General features: G+C 41.0%; 11 protein-coding genes and 1 other annotated feature. Of the genes, 5 read left to right on the top strand and 6 right to left on the bottom strand.

The window, feature by feature from the left end; all coding sequences use genetic code 11:
• The first annotated feature begins 433 nt into the window (after positions 1–433).
• The 4 genes from FTU95_RS13890 to FTU95_RS13875 all read left to right on the top strand — a co-directional run bounded on the left by FTU95_RS13890 (position 434) and on the right by FTU95_RS13875 (position 4337).
• Complete coding sequence (locus FTU95_RS13890; protein WP_159516660.1) at positions 434–1792, top strand: NAD(P)-binding domain-containing protein; 1359 nt, start codon at positions 434–436, stop codon at positions 1790–1792.
• 72 nt (positions 1793–1864) lie between these two features.
• Complete coding sequence (locus FTU95_RS15075; protein ID WP_227523651.1) at positions 1865–2269, top strand: IS66 family insertion sequence element accessory protein TnpB; 405 nt, start codon at positions 1865–1867, stop codon at positions 2267–2269.
• Positions 2266–2601 carry an IS66 family insertion sequence element accessory protein TnpB gene (gene tnpB, locus FTU95_RS13880; protein WP_074382683.1) on the top strand — a complete coding sequence of 112 codons (336 nt, stop codon included), beginning with the start codon at positions 2266–2268 and terminating at the stop codon, positions 2599–2601. Before FTU95_RS15075 ends, tnpB begins: the two co-directional genes overlap by 4 nt.
• A 74-nt stretch (positions 2602–2675) precedes the next feature.
• Positions 2676–4337 (top strand): IS66 family transposase, encoded by a 1662-nt coding sequence (locus FTU95_RS13875; RefSeq protein ID WP_180076613.1) that lies wholly within the window; start codon positions 2676–2678, stop codon positions 4335–4337.
• A 140-nt stretch (positions 4338–4477) separates the two neighbouring features.
• Here the strand turns inward: FTU95_RS13875 and FTU95_RS13870 are convergent, their stop codons facing one another.
• The 3 genes from FTU95_RS13870 to FTU95_RS13860 all read right to left on the bottom strand — a co-directional run bounded on the left by FTU95_RS13870 (position 4478) and on the right by FTU95_RS13860 (position 7148).
• The gene (locus tag FTU95_RS13870) at positions 4478–4972 is read right to left on the bottom strand and encodes a flavin reductase (RefSeq protein WP_005093807.1); all 495 of its coding nucleotides are present in this window, start codon (positions 4970–4972) and stop codon (positions 4478–4480) included.
• Between the two features lie 98 nt (positions 4973–5070).
• Positions 5071–6114 (bottom strand): methionine synthase, encoded by a 1044-nt coding sequence (locus FTU95_RS13865; protein WP_004733166.1) that lies wholly within the window; start codon positions 6112–6114, stop codon positions 5071–5073.
• A gap of 50 nt (positions 6115–6164) precedes the next feature.
• Positions 6165–7148: a putative oxygenase MesX gene (locus FTU95_RS13860; protein WP_159138861.1), complete on the bottom strand. Its 984-nt coding sequence runs from the start codon at positions 7146–7148 to the stop codon at positions 6165–6167.
• A gap of 273 nt (positions 7149–7421) precedes the next feature.
• Between FTU95_RS13860 and FTU95_RS13855 the strand changes: the two genes are divergently transcribed.
• A protein-coding gene (locus FTU95_RS13855; protein WP_180078807.1) for an IS3 family transposase occupies positions 7422–8641 on the top strand; the annotation gives its coding sequence in 2 pieces (ribosomal slippage) (positions 7422–7698 and positions 7698–8641; 1221 coding nt in all).
• Positions 7697–7813, top strand: a sequence feature (AL1L pseudoknot). Its footprint overlaps the gene before it by 117 nt.
• Before the next feature lie 284 nt (positions 8642–8925).
• Here the strand turns inward: FTU95_RS13855 and FTU95_RS13850 are convergent.
• From FTU95_RS13850 to mqo, 3 genes are all read right to left on the bottom strand, one after another.
• Positions 8926–9411 (bottom strand): hypothetical protein, encoded by a 486-nt coding sequence (locus FTU95_RS13850; RefSeq protein ID WP_035337386.1) that lies wholly within the window; start codon positions 9409–9411, stop codon positions 8926–8928.
• A 56-nt stretch (positions 9412–9467) separates the two neighbouring features.
• The gene (locus tag FTU95_RS13845; RefSeq protein WP_074382676.1) at positions 9468–10742 is read right to left on the bottom strand and encodes an MFS transporter; all 1275 of its coding nucleotides are present in this window, start codon (positions 10740–10742) and stop codon (positions 9468–9470) included.
• A gap of 72 nt (positions 10743–10814) precedes the next feature.
• Positions 10815–12449 carry a malate dehydrogenase (quinone) gene (gene mqo / locus FTU95_RS13840; RefSeq protein ID WP_074382675.1) on the bottom strand — a complete coding sequence of 545 codons (1635 nt, stop codon included), beginning with the start codon at positions 12447–12449 and terminating at the stop codon, positions 10815–10817.
• Positions 12450–12573: the final 124 nt, after the last annotated feature.

Genomic DNA, 12573 nt, shown 5'->3' with positions numbered 1-12573 from the left:
AGAAAGTAACTTAGACCAGTGTTGATCATTCAGCATTGTACGAGGCATAGCGAGAAGTAAATTTGGTTTGGCGATTAAATTTTACTTTCTCGCTATTTTTTTGAACAGAAAATGTCAACAGACCCTAATGGAATGACTTTAAATTCACTTTTATAACTAAGCAAAGCCACAATTAATCAGAAATTATGATAAGATCAGCTTTCTTAAAAAATGTGTTTTTTATAAAGATGAATTGCTTAGGTAATTTTTACTGTCTTTAGCACATTTTATTATTTTTTCTTTTTTTTAATTCACATCCTATTTTGAACAGATTTTTAATCGCTCAATTTAGGATTGTATTTGCTTATCTTTATAATGCTTATATTTCAAATCCTAAATTGTGACACTCAAAATTGGAGAGGTAATTAAGAACTCAAAACTAATGGAGATAGCAATGGATCGAATTGCAATTATTGGTGCTGGCCCAAGTGGCATGGCCCAATTAAGAGCGTTTCAGTCAGCAAAGGCCAAAGGTCTACAAGTTCCTGAAATTGTATGTTTCGAAAAACAAAATGATTGGGGCGGGCTATGGAACTATACTTGGCGCACTGGTATAGATGAACATGGGGAACCTGTCCACGGCAGTATGTACCGCTATTTATGGTCAAATGGCCCCAAAGAAGCGCTAGAATTTGCCGATTATACTTTTGATGAACATTTCAAAAAACCAATCGCTTCATATCCACCACGTGCAGTACTGTGGGATTACATCAAAGGCCGTGCAGAAAAAGCACAGGTCAAAGATTTAGTTCGTTTCAATAGTGCCGTTCAGCATATTGCCTATGATGAAACAACGCAAAAATTCACGGTAGATGTCGAAGATTATACACAACAACAGCATTATTCAGAACAATTTGATTATGTTGTCGTTGCATCTGGACACTTCTCTACCCCACGCGTTCCTGTTTATGAAGGCTTTGATCAATTCCATGGTCGCATTTTACACGCACACGACTTCCGTGATGCGCTGGAATTTAAAGGCAAGTCTGTGTTATTGGTTGGCAGCAGCTACTCTGCCGAAGACATTGGTTCGCAATGTTATAAATACGGTGCTAAGCAAATTTACAGTTGCTATCGTAGTAAAGCCATGGGCTTTAAATGGCCTAAAAACTGGTCTGAAAAGCCACAATTACTGCGTGTAGATGAAAATACTGCTTATTTTAGTGATGGAACATCTGCCAAAATTGATGCCATTATTTTATGCACAGGCTATTTGCACCACTTCCCATTTATTGAAGATAACCTACGCCTCAGAACACATAACTGCCTTTATCCGCAGGGTTTATATCAGGGTGTGGTGTGGGAAAAGAATCCTCGCTTGTTCTACTTGGGCATGCAAGATCAATGGTACACCTTCAATATGTTCGATGCGCAAGCATGGTTTGTCCGTGATGTGATTTTGGGCAAAATTGCTTTACCAAGCACGGCAGAAATGCAGAGCCATACGCAGACCTTACATCAAAAAGAGCAGCGCCTATTGAACGATGAACAATCTGCCCGCTTCCAAGGTGACTACATCAAACGCCTGATTGCGCAGACGGACTATCCATCATTCAATATTGATGCAGTGCATGATATTTTCATGCAATGGAAAAAGCATAAAAAAGAAAACATTATGGGCTTTAGAGATAAAGTCTATCGCTCAGTAATGACTGGAAAAATGGCTAAGCCACATCACACGCCATGGTTATATGCGCTAGATGATTCTTTAGAAAACTATTTGGAAGATGAAGCACAACGTGAAGCGATGTAAGGCTTAATCACAAAAAGCCACACAATACGCAGCAAAATAGCCAACAAGCCCCATAAGTTATGGTCATGGGGTTTGTTGTTTGGACTGCCACCACTCTCCGAGACAAATAAGGCCGTACAGCCTTTACGACGTAACAACCCTGATGAACATGAACCTCTCGAAGCAAAGAAAGAAATCCTTTGCCTTAAAGCACCGAACGTTTCAATTGCTTCGGTCGCTTTGCAACATGGATTGAATACAAATCTTGTATCCAAATGGATTCGCTTAATTGATGGTAAGCCAGGGAATGATCGCTCACCACTACCGAATAAACCTGCATTTATTGCCTTATCTTGCTCTGCACCATTAGATCCTACTCCTACTGACATGTTAACGGTTCAAATTACTTTACCCCACTCAAAAGCAGAAATTGGCTTGAAATGGCAAGTATCAGAAATATCTGCTTTAGCAGAATTACTCAAGGCACTTGCAACATGATCCATATCGATGAAATCTGGCTCTCTACCCAGCCGATGGACATGCGTGCGGGTATGGATACTGCCATGGCTCAGGTGCTGAGAGCCTTTGGCTCGATCAAACCGCATTGCGCCTACCTGTTCTGTAATAAGCGTGGCCATCGCATGAAAGTGCTGGTGCATGATGGATTGGGCATCTGGCTGTGTGCCCGGCGGCTGGAACAGGGTAAATTTCACTGGGCTCAGATTCACCAGGGTGAAACCGTAGCCCTCAGCCCAGAGCAGTTGCAGGCACTGATCCAGGGTTTACCCTGGCAGAGAATTGGACGACAGCAGGTGGTGACGATGCTCTAAACCAGGCTCGTACATTCTGCTATTCTCCAAACGTTCTATTTCATTCTCTTCATGACCTCAGGCATACTGCGGTCATGAAAACGCTGCCTGATTTAAACCAACTGACCCATGAGCAACTGCTGGAATTTACCCGGCAATTGGCGATGCAGCATCAGTCTTTGGCACAATCAAATCAGCAATTAGATGCCAAAGTTCAACATCTGGAAGTCACCAATCAACAATTAGATGGCAAAGTTCAACATCTGGAAGCATGCAACCAACATCTCTCTATTCTCACTCAAAAATACGAGCATGAACTGGCTCTGTTTAAAAAGCACAAATTCGCCCAAAAGAATGAACACCTAACAGCAAAACAAATCCATCTGTGGGACGAAGCAGTCGAAGAGGATATCGCAGCCGTTGATCTGGAACTGGAGCGGCTGAATGCAGATAAAACTGATGCAGCGACACAGAAAGCCACAGTCAACAAACCTAAACGTCGACTGCTGCCAGATCATCTACACACCATCCGTATTGAGCATGAACCTGCATCAACCCAATGCAGTTGTGGCTGCCAGTTACGTCGTATCGGCGAAGATATCAGTGAAAAACTGCATTTCAGACCGGCACAGTTCTACAAGGAACAGCATGTCCGTGGCAAATGGGTCTGTGATCAGTGCGACACTCTGACTCAGCAAGCGATGCCTGCCTATGTGATTGATAAAGGCATTGCTTCACCTGAATTGCTCAGCCATGTGCTGGTATCGAAGTATGCCGATCATTTGCCGCTGTACCGTCAGCGCCTGATCTATCAGCGGGCGGGCATTGATCTGTCCAGATCTACTTTATCTGACTGGATTGGTTGCTGCGGTGTGGAACTGGAACCTCTGGCCAATGCCTTAAAACAGGTGGTGCTGCAACAGCGGGTGATCCATGCCGATGAAACGCCGGTCACCATCATGCGGATGGGTGATGATGAGAAAAAACCGAAGAAAGGTTATGTCTGGGCCTATGCCACTACACAGTACAATCCAGTTCAAGCGGTGATCTATGACTTTCAGGATAGCCGTTCAGGTCAGCATGCTGAAGAGTTCCTGAATGGCTGGCAGGGTCATCTGGTCTGTGATGATTACAGTGGTTATAAAGCACGCTTTAAATCAGGCCAGGTCATTGAGGTGGGCTGCATGGCACATGCACGTCGTAAATTTCATGAACTGCATGTGACCGGGAAAAGTCAGATCGCTGAACAGGCATTAGTGCTGATTCAGAAACTGTATGCCATAGAAGCAGAACTCAGGAAAAAGACCGATGGTACAGCAGAACATCGCCGCGAATACCGGCAACAGCATAGCCAAACGGTGATGCAACAACTGTATGAATGGCTCAGCCAACATTATCTGGCGGTGCCATCGAGTTCTCCAACTGCCAAGGCGATCAATTACAGCCTAAAACGTTGGCAGGCACTCTGCCGCTATCTGAATGATGGCAATTTGCCTATAGATATGAGCAGCATTGCTGCGCAAGGGATTGAAAATCAGATGCGCCCCTGGGCGTTGGGACGTAAGAACTGGCTGTTTGCTGGCTCGCTGCGCAGCGGCCAACGAGCTGCCAATATCATGACTTTAATCCAGTCAGCAAAGCTGAATGGACTGGATCCGTATGCCTATTTAAGTGATGTGCTGAAAAGGCTGCCGACGCATAAAGTCACCCAAATAGAAGAATTACTGCCACACCGCTGGAAATCCGACCAAAATTAAAAAATAGGTATGGGGTTCAGCGGACGCTTACCCGACACCAAACAGCCCTGCTGCAAAACCAGCAAAAGCACCGATGACTAAAAAGGTTATAAGTTCCACAATAGACTAACTTTAAAAAATGAAAGGATTAAGGCGTTGAATTAAGCGTGTTCCAACTGACCCACTTGATGATAAGCACGGTTAAAATACACCAGGCTTTCTTCTTGATCGCTTTGTTGAACTTGAAGCACACGACACATGAAAATACTGTGTGTACCCACTTGCTGAATGTCCTGAATTTCACAGTCAAAACTGACCAAGGCATCTTGCAAAATAGGTGAACCAGTTTCCAACGCACTCCACTCACCTAAGTTGAAACGCTCTTCAGAACTGAATTTACTTGAAGCAAAAGCATTTGAAAGCTGTTCATGCTGAGTACTTAGTACGTTTACAGCCAAGACTTTATTTTCAACAAAATGGGCATGTGAACGGGAGGATTGATTCATACAGACCAATAACGTTGGCGGTGTATCCGTCACGCTACATACGGCAGATGCAGTAAATCCATGCATACCTGCTTTACTCGCAGTCGTAATAACATTCACTGCTGTGGTGAGTAAAGACATTGCATTTCTAAAGTCTGTTGCTTCAATCATCTCTTTCATCTCAAATGTACATATCACGTGCTCGTGCTTTAAGTAGAACAAATCATCTTGCAATAATTTGCCCCTGCTTCGCACGAGACTACGTTTGATTAAGCTTCTAGCTCTTTACGAACAATGGCAGCACCTGCGCTTAAAGCCTCAAGCTTGCCACGTGCAACTTGGCGAGAAAGTGGTGTCATACCACAGTTGGTTGAAGGATAGAGTTTATCTGCATCAACAAATTGAAGTGCTTTACGTAAGGTATTCGCCACTTCTTCTGCAGTTTCAACTTTGCTAGTTGCTACATCAATGGCACCCACCATCACTTTCTTACCACGGATCAATTCAATCAAATCCATTGGTACACGTGAGTTTTGGCATTCAAGTGAAATAATATCGAGCTTAGATTGTTGTAGTTTCGGGAATGACTCTTCGTATTGACGCCATTCATTACCTAAAGTTTGTTTCCAATCTGTATTGGCTTTAATGCCGTAACCATAGCAAATATGAACTGCAGTTTCACATTTTAGACCTTCAAGTGCACGTTCTAAGGTTGGTACACCCCAGTCATTCACTTCATCAAAGAATACGTTAAACGCAGGTTCATCAAATTGGATAATGTCTACGCCTGCTGCTTCAAGTTCTAAAGCTTCTTGGTTCAAAATTTTGGCAAATTCCCAAGCCAGTTTTTCACGGCTCTTGTAGTGTCCGTCAAAAAGTGTATCAATCATGGTCATTGGACCAGGCAACGCCCATTTAATTGGCTGACTGGTTTGGCTGCGTAAAAATTTCGCATCGTCTACAAACACTGCTTTTTTACGAGAAACTTCACCCACAACTGAAGGTACACTTGCATCATAACGATTACGAATACGCATGGTTTCACGCTTTTCGAAATCTACACCTTCAAGATGTTCAATAAACGTGGTTACAAAGTGCTGACGGGTTTGCTCACCATCACTCACGATATCGATACCTGCAGTGACTTGCTCATGTAATGATAATTTCAAAGCATCACGTTTAGCTTCTAATAATTCTTCGCCTTCAAGCTTCCATGCAGACCATAATTTTTCAGGTTCAGCTAACCAAGACGGTTTTGGCAAGCTACCCGCAGTTGAAGTTGGGAGTAAAAGTTTCGGTTGTGTAAGCGCCATGTCTAATCTTCTTTGTCTAAATTCGTAAATCTGTTTATCAATTTAATGGATTAAGCAGCTGTTTCGACTTCGAAATTTGCAGCCCATTCATTTAAAATGTCTTGATAAGGCTTAATGAAGTTTTCTTCCGTCCATTTACCTTGTTTAACTGCAAGCTCACCACGTTCCACACGGTCATAGACCACACGTGTAAGTGAATAATCGCCATAGCTTAGACTTGGTTGATACACCACACCTGCAGGAGAGTTGGTGTTGTAAATTTCAGGACGATAGATCCGTTGGAAACTTTCCATGGTCGCAATAGCACTGATCAATTCAAAATCAGTATAATCACGGACTAAATCGCCAGCGAAATAGAATGCTAATGGTGCATTACCACCTTCTGGTTTAAAGTAGCGTACACGTAAACCCATTTTGGCAAAATATTCATCGGTACGTGAATATTCATCATTTTTGTATTCCACACCCAAAATAGGATGTACGTTGGCTGTACGGAAATACGTTTTAGAGGTTGAAACGCTTAAGCAAATGACAGGTTGTTTTTTAAATTCTGCTTTAAATACATCTGAATTGACTAAATGTTGATAAAGCTTGCCATGTAGATTGCCAAAATCTTCAGGTTTTTCACCTACACCACAACCCAATTGTGGCAATACCACGCTGAAGTCGTAATCACGCACATAAGATGAGAAGCTATTGCCGATCATGCCTTCAATACGCTCACCTGTTTGATGGTCAATCACAACACTTTTAAGTGTTTCAATAAATGGGAAAGTTTGACCATTACCTTCAATATCAATTTCCGCAGAAATAATGTCAATCTCAAGTGAATAGCGATCACCTTTCGGGTTATCAACGGTTGCCAAGCTATTAAAACGGTTGTTGATCATCGCAAGGGTACGACGCAAGTTTTCTTCACGGCTTTCCCCACGTGCCAAATTGGCAAAGTTTGTGGTTAAACGTGTGTTTTCTGCTGGTGTATAATTCTCATCAAAACGGATACGTTTAATTGAACACTCAAATGCTGTACTCATGGAGATTGCCACCTAAAAATTTTATAAAAAGTTAAATTTCTGAATGGCTATATTTAAACGTGAATAAGAAAGTGAGTAAAACGATATAAATTCAGCTTAAGATGAGAAATACTCATCTTAATAAATTAAAGATGCTGAGGATTTTTAGTTATTCAGTAAGCTAAGCGGCTATCTAAAATCTTTATCTGAAATTGGTAATGTTTTTTGCAACTCTACCAAAGATAGAACCGTACCGGGTTTGTCGGAGACTCAATATTCTGAGAGACTATTCCGATGACAAAATTAAAATATACCCCTGAAATCAGAGAAAGAGCGGTTCAATTACTAATTGAATCTGAAAAAGATTATCCTTCTACTTGGGCTGCAATCACAGCAATTGCGCCTAAGATTGGTTGTACTCCTGAAACACTTCGTGCCTGGCATCAAAAGCATTTAGATCAGCAAAATCCTATTAAAGTACAACAGATATCTGATCAAGAAAAAATGAAGCAAATGGAACGTGAAATTAAAGAATTAAAGCGTGCCAATGAAATTCTACGTAAAGCAGCCGCTTTTTTCGCCCAGGCGGAGCTCGACCGCCCATACAAATAATGGTGGATTTTATCCATAACAATAAAGATCGATATGGTGTTGATGCGATTTGTAGGATTTTACCGATCGCAGCTTCAACCTATTACCGGACTTTAGATCTCACAGTAAATCCAGAACATCGAGCGAAACGAGATCTACATGATGAGCATCATGCTGAACAAATTAAACGAATTTGGAAGGAAAGTTCAGGTCGATATGGTGTACGTAAAGTCTGGCAAAAATTAAAACGTGAGGGTTATGTTATTGCACGTTGTACAGTTGCTCGATTGATGCAAAAGCTAGGTATACAAGGTGTTTGGCGTGGTAAGAATAAACAAACCACCCGTAACCGAGATGACCAAAAACGGGCAGATGATTTAGTGAAACGTAATTTTAATGCTGATCATCCAAACCAACTATGGGTGGGTGACTTTACCTATATTCAAACTCATTCAGGCTGGGTCTATACCGCATTTGTTATTGATGTGTTCTCACGAGCAATTGTTGGATGGAAAGTATCTACACGGATGAATACAGATATGGTGCTCGATGCATTGGAGCAAGCATTGCACGATCGAGGCATGCCAAAGAATGTGATTCATCATTCCGATAGAGGTGTTCAATATTTTTCTATTCGCTATACCAATCGTTTAGAAGCTGCAAATTTACGAGCATCAGTCGGTACAACTGGTGATTCATACGATAATGCTCTGGCTGAAACGGTGAATGGCTTATACAAAACAGAGGTGATTGAATATTTAAAAGCAGATTGGCAAGGTTTAGCAGATGTACAACTTGCGACACTAAACTGGGTAGATTGGTTCAATAAAAAGCGTGTACACAGTGCACTGGGTTATGTATCGCCTTTTGAGTTTGAAGCAATGTACTATGATAAGATTAACCCGTTAGGTCAGGTGGCCTAACTTAAATAAAAAAGTCTCCGACAAACCCGGTACGGTTCAAAATAACTTTAAAATTTTCTTAGTGAGCAAGATGGCCAATACTTATTAGAAGAAAAATCTTTTGTTTATGATGCTGAAAATGATCAATTTCTAGAATCGGATATACAGGCATTTTATTCCCTTTTATCTGCAATTCTAGACTGGCAAGACCCGCCTTTTAAAGGCAGTTTTCCTATGTAATAACATCGATAAATCAGAATTAGGATTGTAAATTTTTCACCCACCGAATTTTTTTGTGCTAGCTGTTATAATGCGCCAAATTGCTGCCAAGTCTCATCATTATGTAAAGAGTCATAATAATTTTGCAGTTCTACTAAATCATAATATTGAATATAAGCTAATAGCAATAGGCCGAGGATCAGTCCAACTTTAAGACAACTAAGTCTATTTGGCTTTCTATATAAATTATCTATTCCAAAAGCAGTTAGAATTAAAGAAGGAACCAATACAATTGTTTTTAAATGGTTTAGAAAGTGAATTCCATGTGTATACAATAACCCAATAATAAGCAAAACTATCCCTAAACTGGTGTAAATACGGTCATGCAGAGAAGTGCGTAACGCGAAATTACATTGAAAAGCTAAAATAAAAGTTGCAAATAAATAAAAACCAGTTCCACCAATAATGAACGTATAAATTGCATTGAATAGGCAATAAGCCAACAACACTGATAGTGCGAAAGAATAGAGTTTGGTATAGAGAATGTGTGAAAAGGTGAAAATCTGTTTCATAATTTGCTCTATTGAAAACTCACATCCTATTAAAAGAGGATTTGAAGCTTAACATACTATTCACTTTTTGCCACTGGGGCATGTTTTTTTAGTGTTGGAGATGGCTTGAATAAATGTCGCGTACGAGTAGAGCTTAGACCACAGATTATTAAACACAGCGTCCCTCCAATAAGTACTGCTGGCACCACAGAAAAATAGCGCGTCATCAGGCTCATGTGTAGGGCACCGAGCTGATTGCCTGAAGTGACTAATATGCCATTTAAAGCCGCTACACGCCCTAATAGTGCTTTTGGGGGGAGTTGCTGTAATAAAGTTTGTCGAATGACCATGCTAATGCTATCAAAGGCACCGATTAAAACAAGGAAGAAGACTGAGAGCCAAACATGGGAGGATAGTGCAAAGGCTAAAATACATAAAGCAATTGCAAAACTACTATAGAGCATATTTCTCCATGCATTTTGCATCGGAGAATAACAGGTCAACATCAACATCATGATACAGGCGCCAATAGCTGGTGCAGCTCTGAGTATACCTAAGCCTTCAACACCAAGATGCAGGATATCGTGTGCAAAAATAGGCAGTAAGATAATGACACTACAAAAAAGCATGACGCTGAGATCCAGCAACATACTCCAAAACATTAGTGGATGTTTAAAAATAAACAAATAGGCTTCTTTCAAACTTTTGCTCAAATGCTGTTTATGTGGGCTAGGGAATTGACGAGGACTTAATCTGAATAAGCAGATGCTACCCACGCAACACAAGAAAAAAACAATAAAGAGGGTCTTTTCAAGCCCAAGTTGGCCGAGTAAAAGTCCTGCGCATAAAGGCGCTAAAATGCCGCCTATTTGCCAAATGAGCGCGGTCCATGTGGCTGCATTGCTATAGGCTGACTCGGGGGTTAGAAAAGGGCGTAATGAATTAAATGATGGGCTGTAAATGCCTCTAAGTATGCCTAAGCAAAAGATGAGGCTATAAATGCCGCATAAAAGTGTATTTTGTTGAATGTGCTGTTGTTGGTACTGAGAAAAAAGAATAATAAATAATAATGGAATTAAAGTGCTACAGCTAAAACTCCACTGCACAATTTTTTGTCGGTTATAGCGATCAGCCCAGTCGCCACTGATCAGGGAGAGGCAAATAAAGGGGAGTAACTCAATTAAGGCAATCATGCCAAGGCTGAGTGGATTTTGAGTGAGTTGATAGATACTATAGGCAATGACGACTTCTTGAATCATGATGGTTAGAATTAAGCACAACTGATTGACACTCAGAAGTGAAAAATCACGTGAACGAAAAGCCAAAAAAGCATCGGAATGGAAAAGCGACATAAACAGAATAGTTTCAAATATGAATTAAAAAAGGATGGCGCAAAGTCCATCCTTTTTAGGGTTTAAAGCAGATTACTGTGCTTTTGCTACCGCAATAGTTTCGTCATTTGCAGCTTTAGCCATAGGTGTATATTTCAAACCAAGGGTTGTGCTGGTGTATTGGCGAACTTGGTCAAGAAGCACAGGATTAGTGCTGAGTTCTTGTTGGTACGATTTTACAATTTCATGTAATTTCGGATTCCATTTACCTGCTACTTGCTGAGGGAATGCTTTTTCAAGCAAGCTCAACATAATATAAGGGGAAGTTGAAGCACCAGGAGACGCACCTAATAGGGCAGTCACAGCACCATCTTGTGATGCAAAAATCTCGGTACCAAATTGCAAGCTTGCAGGTTTGCCTGGTTCTTTCTTAATGATTTGAACACGTTGACCACCTTGATTCATGCGCCAGTCTTCTGGTTTTGCATCAGGATAGTATTTTTTCAACTCATTAAAACGGTCTTCATCGGTCATCATGACTTGGCTAACTAAGTATTTCACCAAATCAAGATTTTCCATACCCACAGCAGTCATTGGTAAAACGTTGTTCTTAGTGGTTGATTTCAATAAATCAAGCTGAGAACCTTGTTTTAAGAACTTGTTTGAATAAGTCGCAAATGGGCCAAACAACACATATTTTTTACCGTCGATATAACGTGTATCAATATGTGGAACAGACATTGGAGGTGCGCCTAATTCAGCACGGCCATAAACTTTTGCAGTATGACCTTCAGTGACTTTCGGGTTGTCGGTCATTAAGAACACGCCACCTACAGGGAAGCCAGCATATTGCTTCGCTTCTGGTAAGCCTGTCATTTGTAAAAGTTTAACTGCTGCACCGCCTGCACCAATGAAGACAAAGCGCGTTTTCACGTGATCTGTTTTACCTGTAGTGAGGTTTTTAAATGCAACCGTCCACGTTTTATCATCGTTTTGGCTAATGCCAGTCACTTCAGTCGATGTTTGTAGTTTGAAGTTAGATTGTTTTTTAAGGTGATCGACCAATTGAGTGGTGATCGAACCATAGTTCACATCCGAACCTACATCCATGCGTGTTGCAGCTACTTTCTGTGCAGCATCACGGCCATTCATTACCAATGGTGCCCATTGTTTAATTTCAGCAGGATTCTCAGAGAATTTCATGCCATAGAACATTGGGTTTTTAACCATTGCAGCATAACGTTTTTCTAGGAAATTCACGTTATCGCCCCAAACGAAGGCAATGTGCGGCACAGGATTGATAAAGCTATTTGGTTGACCCAAAACACCTTCTTTCACCTGATAAGACCAGAACTGTTTTGCAACTTCAAATTGTTCCGCAACGTTCACAGCTTTAGAAATGTCCATTTTTCCATCTTTTTCAGAGGTATAGTTCATTTCCATAAAGCCAGAGTGGCCTGTACCAGCATTGTTGAAGCCGTTTGAGCTTTCTTGGGCAACATTGTCTAGGCGTTCATACATGCGAATTTGCCAGTTTGGCTCAAGCTCGCTTAGATATGTGCCTAAAGTTGCACTCATGATCCCACCGCCCACTAAGACTGCGTCAACAACAGGCTCATTGCTGGTGGTTTGAATTTTTTTAGACGCGATAGGTCTAAATAAAAAGATTAGTGCTGCAATAATAAGCAGAACGATGAATACCAATAGGTATTTTAAAAATTTATTCATGCGATTATGACCATGGAGGGCAGGTTTGGATCGCTTTATAGCGAAGACAAGAATAACAATTATGGTGATAGGAACACTTGTAAAGAATTAGCTTAGAGAATTGAAGTAATACTCAAAATTACAA

Source organism: Acinetobacter sp. YH12208 (assembly GCF_013418055.1).
GTDB lineage: Bacteria > Pseudomonadota > Gammaproteobacteria > Pseudomonadales > Moraxellaceae > Acinetobacter > Acinetobacter pseudolwoffii.
Note: the sequence above shows the minus strand (reverse complement) of the source record. Positions and strands in the feature narration are given on the sequence as shown.

Bases quoted from the DNA above. Each gene is read 5' to 3' on its own strand.
- FTU95_RS13890 (WP_159516660.1), top strand. From the start codon at position 434: ATGGATCGAATTGCAATTATTGGTGCTGGCCCAAGTGGCATGGCCCAA.
- tnpB (WP_074382683.1), top strand. From the start codon at position 2,266: ATGATCCATATCGATGAAATCTGGCTCTCTACCCAGCCGATGGACATG.
- FTU95_RS13875 (WP_180076613.1), top strand. From the start codon at position 2,676: ATGAAAACGCTGCCTGATTTAAACCAACTGACCCATGAGCAACTGCTG.
- FTU95_RS13870 (WP_005093807.1), bottom strand. From the start codon at position 4,972: ATGATTGAAGCAACAGACTTTAGAAATGCAATGTCTTTACTCACCACA.
- FTU95_RS13865 (WP_004733166.1), bottom strand. From the start codon at position 6,114: ATGGCGCTTACACAACCGAAACTTTTACTCCCAACTTCAACTGCGGGT.
- FTU95_RS13860 (WP_159138861.1), bottom strand. From the start codon at position 7,148: ATGAGTACAGCATTTGAGTGTTCAATTAAACGTATCCGTTTTGATGAG.
- FTU95_RS13850 (WP_035337386.1), bottom strand. From the start codon at position 9,411: ATGAAACAGATTTTCACCTTTTCACACATTCTCTATACCAAACTCTAT.
- FTU95_RS13845 (WP_074382676.1), bottom strand. From the start codon at position 10,742: ATGTCGCTTTTCCATTCCGATGCTTTTTTGGCTTTTCGTTCACGTGAT.
- mqo (WP_074382675.1), bottom strand. From the start codon at position 12,449: ATGAATAAATTTTTAAAATACCTATTGGTATTCATCGTTCTGCTTATT.